The 20,178-nt window shown below is 70.0% G+C and carries 20 protein-coding genes; 12 read left to right on the top strand and 8 right to left on the bottom strand.

Annotation, left to right across the window (positions count from 1 at the left end):
• Window positions 1-67 precede the first annotated feature (67 nt).
• Window positions 68-1,153: an S-(hydroxymethyl)mycothiol dehydrogenase gene (locus tag OG734_RS03305; RefSeq protein ID WP_330293549.1), complete on the top strand. Its 1,086-nt coding sequence runs from the start codon at window positions 68-70 to the stop codon at window positions 1,151-1,153.
• Window positions 1,153-1,782, top strand: coding sequence for an MBL fold metallo-hydrolase (locus OG734_RS03300; RefSeq protein ID WP_330285950.1), 630 nt, complete (start codon window positions 1,153-1,155; stop codon window positions 1,780-1,782). Before OG734_RS03305 ends, OG734_RS03300 begins: the two co-directional genes overlap by 1 nt.
• An 88-nt stretch (window positions 1,783-1,870) precedes the next feature.
• On the opposite strand, the gene OG734_RS03295 is transcribed toward OG734_RS03300, so the two are convergent.
• Genes OG734_RS03295 through OG734_RS03285 form a run of 3 tightly spaced genes read right to left on the bottom strand, consistent with a single transcriptional unit; the run spans window position 1,871 to window position 4,676 of the window.
• Window positions 1,871-2,593 carry an FAD:protein FMN transferase gene (locus OG734_RS03295; RefSeq protein WP_330285949.1) on the bottom strand — a complete coding sequence of 241 codons (723 nt, stop codon included), beginning with the start codon at window positions 2,591-2,593 and terminating at the stop codon, window positions 1,871-1,873.
• A 3-nt stretch (window positions 2,594-2,596) separates the two neighbouring features.
• Window positions 2,597-3,328 carry an FMN-binding protein gene (locus tag OG734_RS03290; protein WP_330285948.1) on the bottom strand — a complete coding sequence of 244 codons (732 nt, stop codon included), beginning with the start codon at window positions 3,326-3,328 and terminating at the stop codon, window positions 2,597-2,599.
• Between the two features lie 10 nt (window positions 3,329-3,338).
• The gene (locus OG734_RS03285) at window positions 3,339-4,676 is read right to left on the bottom strand and encodes a ferredoxin reductase family protein (protein ID WP_330285947.1); all 1,338 of its coding nucleotides are present in this window, start codon (window positions 4,674-4,676) and stop codon (window positions 3,339-3,341) included.
• A gap of 151 nt (window positions 4,677-4,827) precedes the next feature.
• Here OG734_RS03285 and OG734_RS03280 point away from each other — a divergent pair, with 151 nt between their 5' ends.
• The 3 genes from OG734_RS03280 (at window position 4,828) to OG734_RS03270 (ending at window position 7,708) form a co-directional block, all read left to right on the top strand.
• Entirely contained in the window at window positions 4,828-5,526 is a 699-nt protein-coding gene (locus tag OG734_RS03280) for a response regulator transcription factor (RefSeq protein ID WP_330285946.1), read from the top strand.
• Window positions 5,523-6,986, top strand: coding sequence for a sensor histidine kinase (locus OG734_RS03275; RefSeq protein WP_330285945.1), 1,464 nt, complete (start codon window positions 5,523-5,525; stop codon window positions 6,984-6,986). The genes OG734_RS03280 and OG734_RS03275 overlap by 4 nt, the downstream gene beginning before the upstream one ends.
• Before the next feature lie 77 nt (window positions 6,987-7,063).
• A complete protein-coding gene (locus OG734_RS03270; protein WP_330285944.1) occupies window positions 7,064-7,708 on the top strand; it encodes an NAD(P)H-dependent oxidoreductase in 645 nt (214 codons plus the stop codon).
• A gap of 155 nt (window positions 7,709-7,863) precedes the next feature.
• Here OG734_RS03270 and OG734_RS03265 read toward each other — a convergent pair whose 3' ends face one another.
• Together OG734_RS03265 and OG734_RS03260 are read right to left on the bottom strand one after the other, a co-directional pair.
• The gene (locus OG734_RS03265) at window positions 7,864-8,478 is read right to left on the bottom strand and encodes a TetR/AcrR family transcriptional regulator (protein ID WP_330285943.1); all 615 of its coding nucleotides are present in this window, start codon (window positions 8,476-8,478) and stop codon (window positions 7,864-7,866) included.
• A 22-nt stretch (window positions 8,479-8,500) separates the two neighbouring features.
• Window positions 8,501-10,573, bottom strand: coding sequence for a galactose-binding domain-containing protein (locus OG734_RS03260; protein ID WP_330285942.1), 2,073 nt, complete (start codon window positions 10,571-10,573; stop codon window positions 8,501-8,503).
• Window positions 10,574-10,808: 235 nt separating this feature from the next.
• Here OG734_RS03260 and OG734_RS03255 point away from each other — a divergent pair, with 235 nt between their 5' ends.
• From OG734_RS03255 to OG734_RS03225, 7 genes are all read left to right on the top strand, one after another.
• Window positions 10,809-11,459: a GntR family transcriptional regulator gene (locus tag OG734_RS03255; RefSeq protein WP_330285941.1), complete on the top strand. Its 651-nt coding sequence runs from the start codon at window positions 10,809-10,811 to the stop codon at window positions 11,457-11,459.
• Window positions 11,460-11,523: 64 nt separating this feature from the next.
• Window positions 11,524-12,273: a PIG-L deacetylase family protein gene (locus tag OG734_RS03250; protein ID WP_330285940.1), complete on the top strand. Its 750-nt coding sequence runs from the start codon at window positions 11,524-11,526 to the stop codon at window positions 12,271-12,273.
• Window positions 12,270-13,052, top strand: a complete 783-nt coding sequence (locus OG734_RS03245; protein WP_330285939.1) for a 4-carboxy-4-hydroxy-2-oxoadipate aldolase/oxaloacetate decarboxylase — start codon at window positions 12,270-12,272, stop codon at window positions 13,050-13,052. Before OG734_RS03250 ends, OG734_RS03245 begins: the two co-directional genes overlap by 4 nt.
• A gap of 32 nt (window positions 13,053-13,084) precedes the next feature.
• Window positions 13,085-14,149, top strand: a complete 1,065-nt coding sequence (locus tag OG734_RS03240) for a 4-oxalomesaconate tautomerase (RefSeq protein ID WP_330293548.1) — start codon at window positions 13,085-13,087, stop codon at window positions 14,147-14,149.
• The gene (locus OG734_RS03235; protein ID WP_330285938.1) at window positions 14,149-15,147 is read left to right on the top strand and encodes a catechol 2,3-dioxygenase; all 999 of its coding nucleotides are present in this window, start codon (window positions 14,149-14,151) and stop codon (window positions 15,145-15,147) included. The genes OG734_RS03240 and OG734_RS03235 overlap by 1 nt, the downstream gene beginning before the upstream one ends.
• A 179-nt stretch (window positions 15,148-15,326) precedes the next feature.
• Entirely contained in the window at window positions 15,327-16,526 is a 1,200-nt protein-coding gene (locus tag OG734_RS03230) for an NAD(P)/FAD-dependent oxidoreductase (protein WP_330285937.1), read from the top strand.
• Window positions 16,527-16,693: 167 nt separating this feature from the next.
• Complete coding sequence (locus tag OG734_RS03225) at window positions 16,694-17,614, top strand: RNA polymerase sigma-70 factor (RefSeq protein ID WP_330285936.1); 921 nt, start codon at window positions 16,694-16,696, stop codon at window positions 17,612-17,614.
• A gap of 23 nt (window positions 17,615-17,637) precedes the next feature.
• Here the strand turns inward: OG734_RS03225 and OG734_RS03220 are convergent, their stop codons facing one another.
• The 3 genes from OG734_RS03220 to OG734_RS03210 all read right to left on the bottom strand — a co-directional run bounded on the left by OG734_RS03220 (window position 17,638) and on the right by OG734_RS03210 (window position 20,069).
• Entirely contained in the window at window positions 17,638-18,573 is a 936-nt protein-coding gene (locus OG734_RS03220; RefSeq protein WP_330285935.1) for an alpha/beta hydrolase fold domain-containing protein, read from the bottom strand.
• An 88-nt stretch (window positions 18,574-18,661) separates the two neighbouring features.
• Window positions 18,662-19,471, bottom strand: coding sequence for an SAM-dependent methyltransferase (locus OG734_RS03215; RefSeq protein WP_330285934.1), 810 nt, complete (start codon window positions 19,469-19,471; stop codon window positions 18,662-18,664).
• Between the two features lie 34 nt (window positions 19,472-19,505).
• Window positions 19,506-20,069 (bottom strand): hypothetical protein, encoded by a 564-nt coding sequence (locus tag OG734_RS03210; RefSeq protein ID WP_330285933.1) that lies wholly within the window; start codon window positions 20,067-20,069, stop codon window positions 19,506-19,508.
• Between the last annotated feature and the right edge of the window lie 109 nt (window positions 20,070-20,178).

Here is a 20,178-nt window from a genome sequence, read left to right as displayed (position 1 = left end):
TACCGATAGATCGCACGTAGGGTCGGAGCGAAGAACCGAACATTGGCCGATGGAAGGGTTCAGCACCATGGCGCAGGAAGTACGCGGCGTGATCGCACCGGGCAAGAACGAACCGGTGCGGGTCGAGACGATCGTCGTGCCGGACCCCGGTCCGGGCGAGGCCGTGGTCCAGATCCAGGCCTGCGGGGTGTGTCACACGGACCTGCACTACAAGCAGGGCGGGATCAACGACGACTTCCCCTTCCTGCTCGGCCATGAGGCCGCCGGTGTCGTGGAGTCGGTGGGGGAGGGGGTCACGGATGTGGCTCCCGGTGACTTCGTGATCCTCAACTGGCGTGCGGTGTGCGGGAGTTGCCGGGCCTGTCTGCGCGGGCGCCCCTGGTACTGCTTCAACACGCACAACGCCAAGCAGAAGATGACCCTCACCGACGGCACCGAGCTGTCGCCGGCGCTGGGTATCGGTGCCTTCGCCGAGAAGACCCTCGTCGCGGCCGGGCAGTGCACCAAGGTCGACCCGTCGGCCTCCGCTGCCGTCGCCGGGCTGCTGGGGTGCGGCGTGATGGCCGGTATCGGCGCCGCCATCAACACCGGGAACGTCGGACGCGGCGACACGGTCGCGGTCATCGGCTGCGGCGGCGTAGGCGACGCGGCGATCGCCGGGGCCAACCTCGCGGGCGCCGCGAAGATCATCGCTGTCGACATCGACGACCGGAAACTGGCCACCGCCCGCACGATGGGCGCGACCCACACGGTCAACTCCAAGGAGACCGACGCGGTCGAGGCGATCCGTGAGCTGACCGGCGGCTTCGGCGCCGACGTGGTCATCGAGGCGGTGGGCCGCCCGGAGACGTACAAGCAGGCGTTCTATGCCCGCGACCTCGCCGGGACCGTGGTCCTGGTCGGTGTGCCGACGCCGGAGATGAAGCTCGAACTCCCGCTGATCGATGTCTTCGGGCGCGGCGGCTCGCTGAAGTCGTCCTGGTACGGCGACTGCCTGCCCTCCCGCGACTTCCCCATGCTCATCGACCTGCACCTCCAGGGCCGCCTGGACCTCGACAAGTTCGTGACGGAGACCATCCAACTCGACGAGGTGGAGAAGGCGTTCGAGCGGATGCACGGCGGCGACGTACTGCGTTCCGTGGTGGTGCTGTGATGGCCGCCCGCATCGAACGCCTCGTCACCTCAGGGCAATTCAGCCTCGACGGTGGCACCTGGGACGTCGACAACAACGTGTGGATCATCGGTGACGACCACGAGGCGATCGTCATCGACGCCGCCCACGACGCCGACGCCATCGCGGCGGCCGTAGGCGACCGGCGCCTGACCGCCATCGTGTGCACGCATGCCCACAACGACCACATCGACGCGGCTCCCGCGCTCGCCGAGCGCACCGGCGCCACCATCTGGCTGCACCGCGACGACCTGCCGCTGTGGAAGCAGACCCACCCGGATCGGGAACCCGACGCCTGGCTGGCCGACGGCCAGGTGATCGAGGCCGCAGGCGCCGAACTGACGGTCCTGCACACGCCCGGACACGCACCGGGCGCAGTCTGCCTGTACGCGCCGGGACTCGGCACCGTCTTCACCGGCGACACCCTCTTCAACGGCGGCCCGGGTGCCACCGGCCGTTCCTACTCCCACTTCCCGACGATCATCGACTCGATCCGGGACCGGCTGCTCGCCCTCCCGCCCGAGACCGAGGCCCTCACCGGGCACGGCGACCCCACCACCATCGGGGCCGAGTCACCGCACCTCCAGGAATGGATCGCCCGGGGCCACTGACAGCCACGGACCCGGCCCCGGACACGCCTGTGGGCGCCCACCGCCGAGGCGGTGGGCGCCCACAGGGACGTACAGCGGACGAGGACGTTCAGGCGGCGACCGGCAGTCCCGGGGTCCGGAAGACCTGTCGGTCGGCGTCCACCGCGAACACCTCGCAGCCCTTGCGCGCGGCGGCCCAGTCGATGCCCTCCGTGCCCATCGCGAACGCGGCCGTCGCCGTGGCGTCCGCCTCGGTGAGCGTGGGGGCCACGACGGTCAGGCTCAGCAGCCCGGTCGCCGGGCGGCCGGTGCGGCCGTCGAGGATGTGGTCGCCCCGTTCGTAGCGGGCGGAGGTCGCCACACCTCCCTCGGTGATGTCCAGCACCGTGCACAGCTGGTCGGCGTGCTCGGGATGCCGTACGCCGACCCGCCAGGGGCGCCCGCCGGCGACCACGTCACCGCCTGCGTTCAGGCAGTACGTCCGTACGCCCGCCGCCTCCAGCAGATCCGCCGCCCGCTGCACCGCCCAGCCCTTCACCATCGCGCACGGATCGAGGCCCCGGCCGGGCAGCCGTACGTCGAACGCGCCCTTGGTCGCGACCCGGTACTCCTCGCACAGGCCTAGCACCTCGGTGAGGTCCGCGCTCAGCGCGCCGGACTCCAGCTCGCCCCGGTCGAGGCGGGACACCTCGCTGTCGGGCTTGAAGGGGCTGAACCGCGCGTCGACCTCGTGGAGCCAGGCGAACACCGCGTCCGCCGCCTCCCCCGGAGCGTTCTCGTCGTCGATCCGCAGCGAGATCGGGAACCCCATGATGTGTTCGACGCGCCTCATCCCTCAGCCCTTCGCGTCGATCGCGGCCTGGAGGGACTCCCTGTAGCCGTCGCTGGTGATCGTGGCGCCGGAGACCGTGTCGATGTCGGCGCTCTGTGCGGCGAGGGTCTCCGAGATCAGGACCGGCACGGCGGCCGTGGTCTGCGGGTGGTTCGGCTGCTGGAGCATCTTCACGGACGCGATCGCGTCGCCCTCGAAGGTCACCTCGACCTGCACGGTGCCCTTCTCGGTGTCCACGGCGGTCCCGGAGACGACCTTGGACGCGGACGCGGACTCGGCGGCGGGGGCCGACGTGGCGGCGGAGGGCGACGGGGACGACGCGGCCGAGTCCGCCTGGGAGTCGATCGCGGCCTGGAGGGACTCCCTGTAGCCGTCGCTGGTGATGGTGGCGCCGGAGACCGTGTCGACGTCGGCGCTCTGGGCGGCCAGCGTCTCCTTGATCAGGACCGGCACGGCGGCCGTGGTCTGCGGGTGGTTCGGCTGCTTCAGCATCCGCACCGAGGAGATCTTCGAGCCCGCGAACGTCACCTCGACCTGGACGTCGCCCTTCTCGGTGGGCACGGTGGTGCCGGTGACGACCGTGGACGACGAACCGGAGGACCCCGAGGACGAGGTGGAGGGGGTAGTGGCGGGGGCCGAGGCCTCGGAGGACGTGATGCCCAGCGACGGCTCGTAGAGCCAGACGGGGACCAGGCCCGCGATGCTCAGGACCAGAACAGGCAGTGCTCGTTTCACGACGTTCCTCTTATCCGGCCAGGCTGAAGCGCTCGAAGTGGGTCTGCGACTTGGGCACGCCCAGTTCCCGCAGGCTGCGCAGCACCGCGTTCATCATGGGCGGCGGGCCGCACAGGAAGACGTCCCGGTCGGTGATGTCCGGCACCAGCTCGGCCAGCTCGGCCGGGGCCAGCTTGTCGGGGGTGGCCGGCCCGCTCACCAGGTGCAGCTCGGCACCCTTGGCGTGGGCGAGGTCCCGCAGCTCCTCGTAGAGGACGGCGTCCTGGTCCCGGGCCACCCGGTAGATGACCACGGCGTGGCCCTGGATCTCCTCAAGGAGCGCGCGGATGGGCGTGACGCCCACGCCGCCGGCGATGAGGACGGCCTCCGGCCGGGTGCGGTGCATGGCGGTGAACGCGCCGTACGGGCCCTCGGCGAAGACACGCGTGCCGACCGGGATGTGCCGCAGGGCGGCGGTGCCGTCGCCGGCCACCTTCGCGGTCAGCCGCAGTGACCTGCCGTCGGGCGCCGCCGACAGCGAGAACGGGTTCGCCTGCCACCAGCGGTCCTTGGTGAGGAACCGCCACAGGAAGAACTGGCCGGCGCGGGCGGGCAGCTTGTCGAGGTCGCGGCCCGTCATGTAGATCGAGACCACGTTGTCGGCCTCGGGGACGACCGCCGAGACGCGCAGCTGGTGCCGGAGGTTCTTGCGCAGCGGCAGCACGACCCGGCCGAGGAACACCGAACCGAGCGCCACACTCCACAGGGCCCACCAGTACGTGGTGGCGGCCGACGACGAGGTGAACGTCGTACCGACCCCGACCTGGTGCGTGAACGCCAGGACCACCGCCACGTAGGTGTAGAGGTGGATGAAGTGCCAGGTCTCGTAGGCGAGCCGACGGCGGGCGTAGCGCGCGGAGACCGCGCCGATGATCATGATCAGGACGAGGGCGACGATCGCGCGCAGTACGCCCTCGGTGGTCTCGGCCAGCTCCACCAGCTCGTCGACCGGGCCCATGGAGGTGCCCTCGGCGTAGCCGAAGGTGATGAACACGGCGTGGGACATCAAGGTCCACAGCAGCCCGAAGCCCACCCAGCGGTGCCAGGAAGTCAGCCGGTCCATGCCGATGCGGTGGTCCAGCCACGGCAGCCGGGCCACCAGCACCAGCTGGAAGGCCATGAAGAGCGCGCCGTACAGCCCGGCGAGCCGGCCCATCACGATCAGGGCGTTCGAGGCGAACCCGGCCTGGGTGAAGAAGACGGTCACGACGGCCACGTTGGCGGCCAGCACGGCGTACAGGCCGGTGCGGGCCACCACTTTGGGTCGTATCGCCGTGGGGGGCGCGGGAGGCGATTGGACGGTCGTCACGGACAGTGCTCCTTGATCGGGTCCAGGGAACACCGAGCTTGACCGACGGTAGCTGTCGGCATGCTGTCGTTGGACTTTCAAGTTGTTATCGATCGTGCGTACGGAGGGAGGAGGGTATGGCGTCGGGAGCAGCGTGCAGCACTATGAGCACGTGGAAAAAGTACGACTTCTCGTCGTGGACGACGATCCGCCCATCGCCGACCTGGTCGCGACGGTCGCCCGCTACGAGGGCTGGGAGGCGGTCACCGCGTACTCCGGTGAGGAGGCGCTGAGCAGAGCCGCCGAGTTCCGTCCGGACATCGTGGTGCTCGACCTGATGCTTCCGGGTCTCGACGGCTTCGCCGTGCTCGACCGGCTGCGGCTGTCGGGCACGATGGTGCCCGTGGTCTTTCTCACCGCCCGTGACGGAGTCGCCGACCGGGTCGCGGGGCTCACCCGGGGCGGCGACGACTACCTGGTCAAACCGTTCGCCGTGGAGGAGTTGATGGCCCGGCTGCGGACCGTGCTGCGCCGCAGCGCCGGCCCCGGCTTCCAGCGGTCCGTGCTCCAGGTGGCCGACCTGACGATGGACGAGGACACCCGCGAGGTCCGGCGCGGCGACAAAAGGCTCACGCTCACCCCGACCGAGTACGAGGTGCTGCGCTACCTGATGCGCAAGTCGCCGACCGTGCTCACCAAGGCGCAGATCCTCGACCACGTCTGGGAGTACGGCTTCGGCGGCCGTTCCAACGTCGTGGAACTGGTCGTCAGTCGGCTCCGCCGCAAGCTCGACGATCCCGACGAGCACGACGAACCGCTGATCCACACTGTGCGGGGCGTCGGCTACGTGGTCCGGCAGGTCGGCGAGTGATCCGCCGCTGTCGGGAGACGTACCGCAGGCTGCGGCTGGGCACGCGCCTGGCGCTGGGTATGGGCGTACTCGCGCTGGTCGTCTTCGCCGTCGTCGGCGCGTCGCTCTCGATGTACATGCGGGAGTACCTGGTGCGCCAGCTGAGCGACCAGATGACGCACGTCCAGACCACCCAGGCCAAGGACGTGGTGGTGTACGGCCGCGTCCAGGACAAGCCCTACTGGGGCTGGTACAGCGGCTTGTACAAGATCTCGAGCCCCGAACCCGTCCTAAGTGAGCCCGCCGACGTGCCGCCGGACGCCAGTGAACTCCGCGCCACCGCCGAGGCCGTACGGACCTCTGGCGCCGACGTGCTGCGCACCGCGCGTATCGGCGGGGAGAACTACCGGCTGCGCGCCTGTGAGGTCGACGACGGGGTCGTGCTGGTCACCGCGGCGCCCCTGGAGGACATGGAGAACACCATGAACCGGCTGGTCATGGTCCAGGTCGTCGCCTTCGCGCTCGCCCTGCTCGGCCTTGTGGTCCTCGGCCGCACGGTGCTGCGGCGCGGCCTCAGACCCCTCAGCGACATGGCCCACACCGCCCGCGGCATCACCTCGCACGACTTCACCGACTCCGCCCGGCTGCCCGTACGCGCCGACCGGGGTGACGGCGGCCCGGAGGTCGAGGAGCTGCGCACCGCGTTCAACACCATGCTCGAACACATCGACGACTCACTCGCCGTGCGCACCGAGGCCGAACAGCGACTGCGCCGCTTCGTCGCCGACGCCTCGCACGAGCTCCGTACACCGTTGATGTCGGTACGGGGCTATGCGGACCTCTTCCAGTACGCCGCCGCCAACGAGCCCGGCGAACGGGACCGGCACCTGGCCCGGCTGCGCGCCGAGGCGGCCCGGATGGGCGTCCTGCTCGACGACCTGCTGCTGCTCGCCCGGCTGGACGCGGCCCAGGTCGAGACACCGCTGCGCCCGGAGAGCGCCGACCTGGTGGAACTGGCCGGCCAGGCGGCGGACGCCTTCCGCGCGGGCCACCCGGAGCATCCGCTGACGGTGACCGCCGCGCCGAAGGAACTGCGGCTGCGGCTCGACCCGCTGCGGATCCGGCAGGTCCTGGACAACCTGCTGACCAACGCGGCCGTGCACACGCCCGCGGGCACAGCGGTGTCTGTGGACGTAACCGTCAACAAGGGCGACAAGGGCACCGACGGCCACGCGGTGGTCCGGGTCGCCGACGCCGGCCCCGGCATTCCGGCCGCCGACCAGGACCGGGTCTTCGACCGCTTCTACCGTGTCGACAAGGCCCGCAGCCGCGACCGGGGCGGCAGTGGCCTCGGGCTCGCCGTCGCGCTGTCCCTGGCCCGGGCGCACGGCGGCACCCTCGACCTGACCAGCGGCCCCGGCTCGACCGCCTTCACCCTCCGCATCCCGCTGGAGAGGACGGACAGGCCCCTGAACAACTGAACAACCAAACAGGAATGCGAAACAGAACGACTCAGTCCGAACGGCTCAGCACGGACGATCTGAGGAGACCCCCCACTGTGAACGTACTGATCGTTTTCGCCCACCCCGAACTCTGCTCCTTCAACGGCGCGTTGAAGGTCAGAGCCGTCGACGTCCTGAAGCAGGCCGGGCACGAGGTCGTGGTCAGCGACCTGTACCGGCTCGGCTGGAAGGCCGCGGTCGACGCCGAGGACTTCCCCGGCGTCTGGACGGACCCCGACTTCCTGGACGTCGCCGCCGAACAGGAACGCGTGTCGACGGCGCACGAGACCCCGCCCGACGTCCTCGCGGAACAGGAGAAGGTCGCCCGGTGCGATCTCATGATCCTCCAGTTCCCGCTGTGGTGGTCCGGAATGCCGGCCATCCTCAAGGGCTGGGTCGACCGCACGATGGCCCGCGGCTTCGCCTACGGGGAGGGACGCGCCTACGACACCGGCCCACTGAAGGGCAGACGCGCCCTGGTGTGCACGACCACCGGCACCCCTTCCGGCCTGTACGCCCCTGACGCCCCCGACGGCGACCTGGACCGCGCCCTCTGGCCCATCCACCACGGCATCCTCCGCTGCCTGGGCTTCGACGTCCTCCCACCGTTCGTCGCCCGGGCCCCGGGGGAGGTGTCGGCGAAGCAACGCGAGGAGTACCTCACGGAGTACGCCGAACGTTTGTTGGCGGTGGGGGCTTAGGAGACGCGAGGAGGAGCGCCCTGAAGGGGCGCGGGGAACTGCGCGACCAGCCACGACGGCGCTGCAGCCGGTAGACGACATCGTGTGGCACCTCGGGTGGACCGCTCAGCCGGAGCGGTCCCTCTTCACCCCGACTCCCGTCACCCCGACTCCCGTCACCCCAACTCCCGTACGGGCTGCTCCCGTACGAGGGCGGCCACATGGTCGGTCACCGTGTCGATGATGTCCACGCAGGCCTTCTCGTCGCCGAGGGCCAGGAAGCTGAGCGTCAGCCCGTCCGTCATCGCGGCCAGATAGCCGGCCAACACCGGGACGGGCACGCTCAGTTCGAAGCCCATGCTCGCGCGCAGCTGCTCCAGGAGCTGGGCGTACGTGTCGGCGTACAGCTCGTACTGCCGACGGGCCAGATGCGCGAACCCCGGCTCGCGCAGGGCGTACTGGGTGAGTTCGTACGTCAGCATGTGCTCGCCCGGATGGGCCGCCACATGGTCCCAGTACGCCCTGAAGCCCGCCCTGATCGTCTCCTGGAGGGTGGACTGGGGCTGGATCGCCTCGCGCACCACATCGACGTAGTGGTCCATGATCGTCGTGATGACCGATTCGATCAGGGCCTGCTTGGAGTCGAAGCAGTAGTGGAAGACGCTCAGTGACACGCCCGCCTCGGCCGCGATGGACCGGGTCGTCGTCCTGGGGACGCCGTCCCGGGTCATCGCGCGGATGGCCGCCTCCGTCAGCTGCCGGCGCCGCTCGGCCGACGGCTTGCGTGCCATGAACTCCCCCTAGGTGCGGAACTCAGGTGCCGTAGACACCCACTTCGTAGAGTGAGTATCCCCAGTCCGTGCCCCGATCCAGTCCGTGGACGCGCACATAGCGGGCCGGAACTGCCGCGAACTGTGCCGTGTCCAGGCCACCGTCGCCGACGGTCGTGGACCACGCGGTCTGCCAGGTCGTACCGTCGGTCGAGAGCTCGATGCGGTACGACTTGCCGAACGCCCTCTCCCAGTCGAGGGTGACCCGCTTGACCAGGTTCGTGGACCCGAGGTCGAGCTGGAGCCACTGGTCGTCGCTCCAGTCGCTCGCCCAGCGGCTGCCCGAGTCGCCGTCCACGGCGCGGCCGGGCTGGTAGCTGGTGACCGGGTTCGACTCGGACGCACTGGCCGTCGCGGACACGCCCTTGGCGAGGTTCACCCCGGCCTTGTGGGTCTCCGACGCGCCCCAGGTGTCGAGGTAGGACTCGGCGCCTCGGAACAGGTCGCTCACCGCGTCCGCGCCGCCGACCTGCTTGATGTCCTGGATCCAGTCCGGGATCAGCCCGACGTGCGCGGCACCGTCCGTGTTGATGTCCCAGGTGCGCGAACCCGTGGTCTGCCGGTTGATCACCGAGCCGCCGTCGACGCTGGTGAAGGGGTACGTCACCGTCGTACCCGTGTTCGTGCCGCGCGGCGCGGGGTGGTCGCCGATGCCGTTGAAGTCGGTGCCGTAGCCGTAGCCCTTGTTGTACTTGGTGCGCAGGGCGTCGGTGCGTGCGGCCTCCGCGACGAACTCCTTGGAGGAGTGCATGTACTGGGCGATGAAGCCGCCGAGACCGTAGACCCGGTCGGTCCAGTTGAGGTCCATCCAGCTGTGCGAGGAGAGCACGCCCGGGTAGGACTCCGCCGCGAAGATGTCCATCGCCTGGCCGGCGGCCTTGACGCCCATGTGGTCGATCTCGAGCATCATCTTGCGCTTCATCATGCCGCGCACCGCGTACTCACCGAGGTCGGTGAGCCCACGCTTGTTGCACTGGGCGTCCGAGGCGTACGTCGGCAGCTCGGTGCCCTCCGGCAGGTCCTCCGTCGCGCTGGTCGCCGTGGCGCCGCCGATGGGGTTGTCGTGCATCGCGCTCGTGCACTTCTCCGTCTGCCAGAAGGTGCCCGTCGACAGGAACTGGCCGACGTTGATTGCCGTACCGAGACCGCCCTCGTCGAACCGCACCCCGCACAGCGCGTTGTCGAACTTGTGGCACAGGAACATGCTGCGCACACCCAGGCCGTACAACTCGTCGAGGCCCTTGTCGATGTCGGCCTTGCTGCACTGTCCGATGTCCAGGATCTGCTTGCAGCCGAAGGGCTCGGACGTCTCGACGCCGAGTACGACCGCCAGTTTGCCCTGCTTGATCACCTCACGCGCCTGCGCGCTGTCGGTGACGATCCGGAACCAGCCCTTGCCGGTGCCGCCGTACTGCGCGTCGATGAAGTCCTGGAGCTGGTACGTCAGTTTCGCCTGGAGGCGGATGGACGTCATCTCGTCGCAGCTGCGGTCCTTGAACGGGTAGATCGAGCAGATCATGCCGTTGGTGACCAGGTCGTTGACCAGCACGCGCTGGCCGCCGCGCCAGGCGCGCTCGACCCAGGCGTAGTAGTTCGCCTGGTGGGTCATCGAGTCGTACGCGGGCCAGTCCTTGAACGTCGGATAGCCGACCGGGTCGTGCTTGCCGTCACCGCCGTGGGTGATGTAGTCGAAGATCGCGAGGGTGCCGTCGGGGTAGTGCTCGGGACAGTCCTTGAGGGCGTCGGCGATCCCGCTGGTGGAGAACACCTTCCCGCAGATGAGCCGTCCGCCGAAGGCCTCGTTGGAGAACAGGTGGTTGTGCGCGTCGACGAACCCCTGTACCTCGCCCTGGGAGTTGGTGCCCTTGAAGGGCTCGCCCGTGACATTGATCTGGGAGTCGGGCGTCGGGCGCGCGGTCGGTGTCCACCAGTCCGTGCCGGCCGCCGAGCTGGGCCCGGTACCGAGCGTCAGCGCCAGTACGGCGAGAAGCAGGGACAGCACGGTCAGGGGGCTGCGTCCGCGACGCGGGCGAGGCGGGAAGGGGGGCTCGGTCATCACTCACGTCCTCGCACAAAGGTTGTCATGGCTCGCGCAAATCTGTGATGAGGATCGCTACAGCAGGGTGATGGAGTCAATAGTCCGGGACGCTTGACCTGATAGCCGGAACGGCCATAGGGGGCGGTTTCGGTGGATGAGTGCGCGTCGACTGTGCCCGAACATGGAGAACAATATTGTTGACAATATTGTCCGTCCGGATTTAGCGTCGACAGGCACTCACTCAGGAGGGCGCATGCCGAACCAAGCCCGTCCAGGCACCGGAGAGCAGGCCAAGCAGCACGCGCTGGAGCGGCTGCGGCAGGCGATTCTGCGCGGCGACATGTCACCGGCCCAGCGGCTGGTGGAGAACGAACTCGCCGAGCAGTTCGGTGTGACACGGGCCAGCGTCCGGGCGGCGCTGATCGAACTGGAGTCGGAGGGGCTGGTCGAGCGGATCCGCAACCGCGGCTCGCGGGTGCGAGTGGTCACCGTGGAGGAAGCGGTCGCCATCACCGAATGCCGGATGGTCCTCGAAGGACTGTGCGCGGCCAAGGCGGCCGTGGCGGCCACCGACGACCAACTGGCCGAACTGACCGGCCTGGGCGAGGCGATGGCCAAGTCCGTCGCCGACGGCGAGCCGGTCACCTACTCCGAACTCAACCACGAACTGCACGCCCGGATCAGACAGTTCTCCGGCCAGCGGACGGCCGTGGAACTGCTGGAGAAGCTCAACGCCCAGTTGGTGCGCCACCGTTTCCAGCTCGCGCTGCGACCGGGGCGCCCCCAGCAGTCCCTGGGCGAGCACCTGGCCATGGTCGAGACGATCACGGCCAGGGATCCGCAGGCGGCCGAAGCGGCCGCTCGCGCCCATCTCACGAGCGTGATCGCCGCGTTGCGCGAATAGCGCGTTGCGCGCATGACGCCGCCGCGGTGGGCCGAAGAGCCTGTCCACCAAGGAGATCTCTGCCATGACACACGCTGCGGTGCCCGCCACCGCTCGCTCGACGCTGGTGATCAGCGCACACGCCGGTGACTTCGTCTGGCGGGCGGGGGGTGCCATCGCGCTGGCGGCCTCGCGCGGCGAGAAGGTCGTCATCGCCTGCCTGTCGTACGGGGAACGCGGCGAATCAGCCAAGGCCTGGCGGGAGGGCAGGTCGCTCGATGAGATCAAGGGGATACGCCGGACCGAGGCCGAGCAGGCCGCCGCCGCACTCGGCGCCGAGGTCCGTTTCCTCGACGCCGGCGACTACCCGCTCCTCGCCACACCGGAGTTGACCGACCGCCTCGTGGGCATCTATCGCGACACCCGGCCCGACGTGGTGCTCACCCACCCGCTGTCCGACCCCTACAACGCCGACCATCCGGCCGCCGCCCGCATGGCCCTGGACGCCCGGATACTCGCCCAGGCCATCGGCTACCCCGCCCCCGGCGAAGTCCTGGGCGCGCCACCGGTGTTCTTCTTCGAACCCCACCAGCCCGAGATGTGCGACTTCACCCCGCAGGTGCTGCTCGACATCACCGAGGTGTTCGACACCAAGCGCAAGGCCATGGAGTGCCTGCCGGCCCAGCAGCACCTGTGGGACTACTACACCGACCTCGCGAAACGGCGCGGCGTCCAGCTCAAGCGCAACGCCGGCCCCAACCTCGGCCTGCCGCACACCACTTACGGCGAGGCCTACATGCGTCTTTACCCGCAGGTCACGGGGGAACTGGCATGAGCGGCGTGATCGTCACCGACCCGCCGCGCGCAGTCGCCGAGGACGTCGACGCACTGGCCGGCTACGGCGTCGCCACCGTCCACGAGGCCCTCGCCCGCACTGGCCTCCTCGGCCCGGCCCTGCGCCCCATCCAGCAGGACGTACGCGTCGCGGGCACCGCCGTCACCGCGCTGTGCTGGCCCGGCGACAACCTCATGATCCACGCGGCCGTCGAACAGTGCGCCGAGGGCGACATCCTGGTCGTCACCACCACGTCCCCCTGCACGGACGGCCTGTTCGGCGAACTGTTCGCCACCGCTCTGCAACGCCGGGGCGTACGCGGCCTGGTCATCAACACGGGGGTACGCGACACCGCCGAACTGCGCGCCATGGGCTTCCCCGTCTGGTCGGCGGCGGTGTCCGCCCAGGGCACGGTCAAGGCGACGGGCGGCTCGGTGAACATCCCGATCATCGTGGGCGGTCAGCAGATCCGCCCCGGCGACGTGATCATCGCCGACGACGACGGCGTCATGGTCGTACCCCGGCAGCGCTCCGCCGAGGCCGTCAAGGCGTCCGAGGCCCGCACCGCGAAGGAGGAGGCGTCCCGACTCGCCTTCAGGGACGGCCAGTTGGGCCTGGACCGGTACGGGCTGCGCGAGACCCTCGTACGGCTGGGGGTGCGGTACCAGTCGTACGCGGAGTACGCGGAGTACGCGGAGTACGCGAGGGGCGCAGGGGGAGCCAACTCGGACACCGGTGCGGGAGTTGACCCGGGCGCCGGACCGGGGACCCGCTCGTGAGTACGGGCGGCCCGGGGGAGGGGCTGCGCTGCATGCTGATGCGGGGCGGCACCTCCAAGGGCGCCTACTTCCTCGCCGAGGACCTGCCGGCCGACCCCGCCGCCCGCGACGAGCTGCTGCTGCGGGTCATGGGCAGCCCTGACCCCCGCCAGATCGACGGACTCGGCGGAGCGCACCCCCTCACCAGCAAGGTGGCCGTCGTCTCCTGCTCGGCCGACGAGCAGGCCGACGTCGACTACCTGTTCCTCCAAGTAGGCGTCGAACAGCCACAAGTGACGGATCATCAGAACTGCGGGAACCTTCTCGCGGGCGTCGGACCGTTCGCCGTGGAACGCGGACTGGTCGCGGCCGGGGAGGAGTTGACCTCCGTACGCATCCGCATGGTCAACAGCGGCGACCACGCCACCGCGACTTTCCCCACGACGGGCGGACGTGCCGTCTACGCGGGCACGACCGAGATCTCCGGTGTACCCGGCGGTGCCGCTCCGGTCGCGATCGCCTTCGAACGGGGGAGCGCACCCCTGCTGCCGACCGGCCGGGCCCGCGACACCGTCGCCGGGACGCAGGTGACCTGCGTCGACAACGGCATGCCGACCGTACTGATCGCCGCCTCCGCCCTTCAGATCACCGGCTACGAGGACCCTAGGGACCTGGAGTTGAACCTCGCCCTCAATGCACGGCTGCACGAAATCCGGCTGGCGGCAGGCAAGTTGATGGGGCTCGGCGACGTCTCGTCGGCGACCGTGCCCAAGCTCACGCTGCTCGCCCCGCCGGCTCACGGCGGCACCGTCATGACCCGCACCTTCATCCCGGTCCGCTGCCACCCGGCGATCGGCGTGCTCGGAGCCGCGAGCGTCGCCGCCGGCCTGCGTATGACCGGCGGCGTCGGGGAGGGCGTGGCACGCCTCCCCGCCCACGACGACGACCCGCTGCGCATCGAACACCCCACCGGATTCCTGGACGTCGAATCCGTCGTCCACACGGACGGCCCCACCCCGGTCGCGCACCGCACGGCCGTCGTCCGTACCGCCCGCAAGATCTTCGACGGCACGGTCTTCCCCCGTCCCGCTGTCGCCCTCCCCGACAGGAGCCGCTGATGACCACCCCGCCAATCGGCGACATCGCCCACCTCGGCCATGTCGAACTCCTCACGCCCGACCTCGACGCCAGCGTCCGGTTCTTCACCACGATCCTCGGCCTGACCGAGAACGGCCGCTCCGGCGACTCGGTGTACCTGAGGACCTGGGACGACTACGAGCACCACAGCCTCACCCTCACCGCCCACTCCACCTCCGGCATCCGCCGCACCGCCCTGCGCGCCTCCAGTGAGGAGGCACTGCAGCGCAGGGTCAAGGAGACCGAGAGTGCAGGCCGCCCCGGTCGCTGGGCCGAGGACGAACCGGGCCTGGGCCCGCTGTACGTCACCACCGACCCCGACGGCCACGAGATCGCCCTGTACTGGCAGACCGAGTGGTACCAGGCGCCCCCCGAGCTGCGGCCCGGCCTCAAGAACCAGCCCCAGGCCAAACCCGCGACGGGCGTCGGCGTACGCCGCCTCGACCACGTCAACTTCCTCGCGGCCTCGGTCGAGCCGAACGCCGGTCTCATCCAGCACGTACTCGGCGCCCGCCCCACCGAACAGATCGTCCTGGACGAAGGGCGGCTGGCCGCCCAGTGGCTGACGTTCACCAACAAGTCGTACGACATCGTCTACACGGAGGACTGGTCCGGCTCCAACGGCCGCCTGCACCACATCGCGTTCGCCACGGACACCCGTGAGGACATCCTGCGCGCCGCCGACCTGTGCCTGGACAACGGCGTACACATCGAGACCGGCCCGCACAAGCACGCCATCCAGCAGACGTTCTTCCTGTACGTCTACGAGCCGGGCGGCAACCGCATCGAACTGTGCAACCCGCTCACCCGCCTGGTGCTCGCCCCCGACTGGCCACTGATCACCTGGACCCAGGCCGAGCGAGCCAAGGGACAGGCATGGGGCCTGAAGACCATCGAGTCCTTCCACACACACGGCACGCCCCCGGAGTCGACCGGCATCTCCAGCCCGTCTGGGGGTCCCCCCTCTGGGGGAGTTTGAGGACGAGGCCCGTTCAGGGCCGCAGGGGGTCTGGGGGCGCAGCCCCCAGGAACGGGATGGGACGGGTAGGGGCGGCGGGGGCGAAAAAAGATTGAGCGCACCCTGTCACAACCACCGGCCGAGCGGTGTCTTGAGGCCGAACCCCTTTGAAGGGGCGCCGTAAACGCGGAGGAGACACCATGAGCCGGAACACTGATGTGGTCGTGATCGGCGGCGGCTACGCCGGCGTCATGGCGGCCAACAGGCTGACGCAGCGCACCGACGTCACCGTCACGCTGATCAACCCACGCCCCGCCTTCGTCGACCGGATCCGCCTCCACCAACTCGTGGGCGGCACCCACGAGGCGGTCGCCGACTACCGGAAGGTCCTCGCCGAGGGCGTCCGGCTGGTGGTGGACACCGTGACACGGATCGACGCGGCCGGGCGCGCAGTGACGCTCGCGAGCGGCGGCACCGCCAGCTACGACTACCTGGTCTACGCGGTGGGCAGCGGCAGCGCCGACCCGCGCGTGCCCGGCGCCGCCGACTTCGCGTACCCGATCGCCGCCCTGGAGGAGGCACAGCGCCTGCGGCCGGTCCTCGATGCCGCACCCGCGTCGGCCCCCGTGACGGTGGTCGGGGCCGGGCCGACCGGTATCGAGACCGCCGCCGAGCTGGCGGAGCAGGGCCGCACCGTGACCCTGGTCTGCGGCGGACTGCTCGGCCCGTCCCTGCATCCGCGGGGGCGCCGATCGGTGGCCAGGCGGCTCACCGCACTCGGGGTGCGCGTCCTCGACGGCCCCGACACGAAGGTGACGACGGTGACCCGCGACGCCGTGCGGCTCGCCGACGGACGCGAGCTGCCGAGCGCGGTGACGGTCTGGACCGCCGGGTTCGGCGTACCGGACCTGGCCGTGCGCAGCGGCCTGCGCACCGATGCCCTGGGCCGCCTGCTCACCGACGAGACATTGACGAGCGTCGACGACACGCGCATCGTCGCGGCCGGGGACTCGGCGGCCCCGTCGGACCTGCCGTTCCGGATGAGCTGCCAGGCCGCGGTCCAGCTGGGCCCGCAGGCCGCCGAGACGGTACTGAGCCGGATCGCGGGTGAGCGGCCCGCGGCCATCGAGGTGGGGTTCGTCGGCACGTGCATCAGCCTGGGTCGTCGCGCCGGCATCTTTCAGCTCATGGGCAAGGACGACACCGCGAAGTGGCACTACCTCGGCGGCCGATCGGGCGCGAAGATCAAGGAACTCATCTGCAGGAGCATCCCCTGGCAGTTGTCGTACGAGGCACGCAAGCCCGGTGCGCGCACGTGGTGGACCAAGGACGCCAAGCGCAGCCGGCTGCTCCAGGCCAAGCCCGAACAGGAGCGGGCCACCACTGAACCGGCAGTCTGAGGACACGGCCCGGCGTGCCACGGCCGAGCGCCGGGCAGTGTCCCCCTGCTGATCGAACGACCGTCGACGAAAACGAAAAACGAAAGGGACCATGCTGTGGAAGCACGCCCGAGAACCAGAACCGTCGGCGACCAGGGCCCCTGCCCGGGCCGGACAGGGGCCGGAACATGAGCGAGCACACCACCGCCCAGCCCACCACTCCATCCACCGACCCGGCGACCGAGACCTTTGTCGCCCACCGCAACCTGCTCTTCACGGTCGCCTACGAGATGCTCGGCTCGGCGGCCGACGCCGAGGACGTCCTCCAGGAGACCTGGCTGCGCTGGGTCAAGGTCGACCTGGAGCAGGTCCGAGACCAGCGCGCGTACCTGGTCCGCATCACGACCCGGCAGTCCCTCAACCGGCTGCGCACCATGAGCCGCCGCAAGGAGGCCTACGTCGGCCAGTGGCTGCCCGAGCCGCTGCTCACCGCGCCCGACGTGGCCGAGGACGTCGAACTCGCCGAAAGCATCTCGATGGCCCTGATGCTCGTCCTCGAAACCCTCTCGCCGACCGAACGCGCCGTGTTCGTCCTGCGCGAGGTCTTCGACACGGGCTACGACGAGATCGCCGCCGCCGTCGACAAGAGCCCCGCGGCCGTCCGCCAGATCGCCCACCGCGCCCGCCGGCACGTCGATGCCCGCCGCCCCCGTCAGGCCGTCTCCCCGGACGAGAGCCGGGCCGTCCTGGAATCGTTCCAGCGCGTCCTGGAAACCGGCGACCCGAAGGCCCTCCTTGCCGTACTCGCCCCGGATGTCGTCCTGGTGAACGACGGCGGCGGCATCAAGCAGGCCGCGCTGCGACCGATCAACGGCGCCGAGAAGGTGGCCCGTTTCCTGGTCGGCGTTCTCGGCAAGAACAAGAGCCCGATCACCGTCGCCCCCACCGTGGTCAACGGCGGACTGGCACTCGTCGTACACCTGGACGGCGAGCTCGACGGGATCATGGCGATGCGTGTCGAGGACGCGCGCGTCACCGGCCTCTACTACGTCCGAAACCCCGAGAAACTGACCCGCGCGGAAACGGAGACCCCGCTCACCCTGAGATGAGCGGGAGTGGCCCGTGCGGGGGGTCAGTCGCCCGCCGTGGCCTGCCGTACGTGCTGGGCGATGAAGGCGTAGATCTCCCGGCCCTTCTCGTCGTCGTCGAGGTCATAGGCGTGATCGACCTCAGCGACGTCATGGTGCTCCGTCAGCGAGCCCACCTGCCGAAGCCGCTCGGCGTAGCGCACGCCCTCCGCCCGGAGGCGGTCGTGGGCGGCGGTGACGATCAGGGCCGGGGCGATGCCCTTCAGATCCGCGGTCTCCGTCGGATGGGCGGGGGAGACGAGCCGGTCGGCACGCTCGCGCGGGTCCGGCACGTAGGCGCTGTCGAACACCTCGCCCATCCACGGTCGCAGCATCGGCTTGGCGATCGCCGCCCGCTTGTCCTTGGCGGCGGTCGCGAGGTCGAGCGGCGGGTAGTGCAGGACCTGGAGTGCGATCGGGGGGCCGTTCTCCTCCAGGGCCTGGCGGGCCACGGCCGCCGCGAGACCGCCGCCGGCGCTCTGCCCGCCCACGGTGAGCCGGGTGCCGTCCCAGCCGTGCTCGGCGCCGTTCTCGGCGATCCACCGGACCACGTCGTACGACTGCCGGGGCGGGGCCGGGAACGGGTACTGCGGGGCGACGACGTAGTCGACGTTGACGACCACCACGCCCGCCAGCGCGGCGACGGCACGACAGAAGGCGTCGTCCGTCTCCGTCACCGGCAGGATGAATCCGCCGCCGTGGAAGTTGACGTGGACCGGCGGGGCCGGGTCCTCGGTCGTGGGCCGGTAGACCACGACGCGGGCCGGGGCGACCGACGTCGGAATCGTCAGCTCGCTTGTCGCCCGCGGGAACTCGGGAAGGCGGGCGTGGGACTCCGCGGCGGAGCCCCGTCCGCTGGAGCGCCCGTCCGCCAGCATGACGACACGCTGCATGGTCTTGGCGATGAGGGAGGCCACCGCAGGCCTGGCCAGGAGGGACATGCGGGGTTCCGTTCGGTCGGGCTATTGCCAGGAATCCTGTCGATCGACAGGATGGCATTAAACACGACCGACCGGTACGGCGGAAGGGCTACGCCTTGTGCGCGATCCCTCCGTACACGTCCGTCGGCTCCGGCGAGGTGCCGGGCTCAGGACGCCACAGGGGGCAGGAGACGATGCCCGGCTCCAGCAGCTCCAGACCCTCGTAGAGCGCGGAGAGCTTGTCGGGGCTGCGCAGCACGTACGGGACCGCGCCGGTGTCGTCGTACCCCTGCTGGGCCCGCTTGAGCTCCTCGTCGGTGTCCGTGCTGTCGTAGTGCACGAAGTAGCTGCCCGGGGGCAGGGCGGCCTGGAGGCGGTGGGTGATCGACTTGGCCTCCTCCCAGTCCTGGATGTGGCCGAGGATGCCCATCAGCATCAGAGCCACCGGCTTGTCGAAGTCCAGGAACGTGCGCGCCGTCTCGATGATCTTCTCGGGCTCGCGCAGATCCGCGTCCACGTAGTCCGTCGTGCCCTCGGGGGTGCTGGTGAGCAGGGCCTGGGCGTGGCGCAGGACGAGCGGGTCGTTGTCGACGTAGACGATGCGCGACTCGGGGGCCACCTTCTGGGCGACCTGGTGCGTGTTGTCGTACGTCGGCAGGCCGGTGCCGATGTCGAGGAACTGGCGGATGCCGCGCTCGCGGGCCACGAAGGTGACCGCGCGGATGAGATAGACGCGCGAGGCGCGGGCCATCGTCTCGATGTTGGGGGCGATCTCGCGGTACTCGTCGCCCGCCTCGCGGTCGACCTCGTAGTTGTCCTTGCCGCCCATCCAGTAGTTCCAGATACGGGCGGAGTGCGGCACCGTGGTGTCGATCTTGGACAGTGCTTCCTGGTCGGGGGTGGGCCGGCCGTCTGTCATCGGAGTTCTCCTGACTTGCCTCGCGCGGACTTCGCTAACCTACCGTCAACTGCCTGTTCGGTTGCCGGAGTTGGGACTGTCGGGGCGCGGGTGCACGGATGCGGCGAGCCCGTTCGGTGGCCAGGTCGGTCAAGGCGGGGGTGACGTTCACGTTCACCACGGGAACGTGCTGGGCGAGCGTCCGGAACACCCGGGTGTAGGCGAGGGCGGCAGCCGCGGTCTCCGCCCCGTCGTCGCCCTGCTCACCCCCGTACTCACCCCCGGTGAGGTGGAGCATGGCGCCCTCGCGTTCCGCGATCGCCTCGGCGAAGTCCAGCGCCTGGATCCAGGTCACCCGGGAACGTCCGTGACGCAACGGCCCGTACACGAGTTCCCCGATGATGCCGCCGTCGATGACGAACCTGCCCGGCGCGGCCAGCAGGTCGCGGTACGGCCGGGTGGGATCGAGATGGTGCAGATCCCCGGGCGGCCGCTGTAACGGGAAGCCGAGCAGGGCCAGTTCGGTGAACAGACGGGTGCGGCGGACGCCCTCGTGGCCCTCGACGACCAGGGTCCGGTAGGGGGCGACGGCCTCCGCGAGAGGCTGCGGAAGGTTCATCGCGAGGGTGTCCCCGCCCTTGGGGAGCGGCCCGGCAGGGGAGTGCCGGCACGTCCGGACGGCATGGCTTGATCCGGGGCGCGAGGCGGCGTTTGCATGCCGCTCCCTT

Origin of the sequence: Streptomyces sp. NBC_00576, from assembly GCF_036345175.1 — a bacterium.
GTDB lineage: Bacteria > Actinomycetota > Actinomycetes > Streptomycetales > Streptomycetaceae > Streptomyces.
The sequence above is the reverse complement of the archived record's forward strand: the minus strand, read 5'-3'. Positions and strand labels throughout refer to the sequence as shown.

Coding starts and splice junctions, on each gene's coding strand:
- OG734_RS03230 (WP_330285937.1), top strand. CDS start 15,327: ATGAGCCGGAACACTGATGTGGTCGTGATCGGCGGCGGCTACGCCGGC.
- OG734_RS03240 (WP_330293548.1), top strand. CDS start 13,085: ATGCTGATGCGGGGCGGCACCTCCAAGGGCGCCTACTTCCTCGCCGAG.
- OG734_RS03265 (WP_330285943.1), bottom strand. CDS start 8,478: ATGGCACGCAAGCCGTCGGCCGAGCGGCGCCGGCAGCTGACGGAGGCG.
- OG734_RS03210 (WP_330285933.1), bottom strand. CDS start 20,069: ATGAACCTTCCGCAGCCTCTCGCGGAGGCCGTCGCCCCCTACCGGACC.
- OG734_RS03295 (WP_330285949.1), bottom strand. CDS start 2,593: ATGAGGCGCGTCGAACACATCATGGGGTTCCCGATCTCGCTGCGGATC.
- OG734_RS03215 (WP_330285934.1), bottom strand. CDS start 19,471: ATGACAGACGGCCGGCCCACCCCCGACCAGGAAGCACTGTCCAAGATC.
- OG734_RS03255 (WP_330285941.1), top strand. CDS start 10,809: ATGCCGAACCAAGCCCGTCCAGGCACCGGAGAGCAGGCCAAGCAGCAC.
- OG734_RS03220 (WP_330285935.1), bottom strand. CDS start 18,573: ATGTCCCTCCTGGCCAGGCCTGCGGTGGCCTCCCTCATCGCCAAGACC.
- OG734_RS03245 (WP_330285939.1), top strand. CDS start 12,270: ATGAGCGGCGTGATCGTCACCGACCCGCCGCGCGCAGTCGCCGAGGAC.
- OG734_RS03300 (WP_330285950.1), top strand. CDS start 1,153: ATGGCCGCCCGCATCGAACGCCTCGTCACCTCAGGGCAATTCAGCCTC.
- OG734_RS03235 (WP_330285938.1), top strand. CDS start 14,149: ATGACCACCCCGCCAATCGGCGACATCGCCCACCTCGGCCATGTCGAA.
- OG734_RS03305 (WP_330293549.1), top strand. CDS start 68: ATGGCGCAGGAAGTACGCGGCGTGATCGCACCGGGCAAGAACGAACCG.
- OG734_RS03260 (WP_330285942.1), bottom strand. CDS start 10,573: ATGACCGAGCCCCCCTTCCCGCCTCGCCCGCGTCGCGGACGCAGCCCC.
- OG734_RS03225 (WP_330285936.1), top strand. CDS start 16,694: ATGAGCGAGCACACCACCGCCCAGCCCACCACTCCATCCACCGACCCG.
- OG734_RS03250 (WP_330285940.1), top strand. CDS start 11,524: ATGACACACGCTGCGGTGCCCGCCACCGCTCGCTCGACGCTGGTGATC.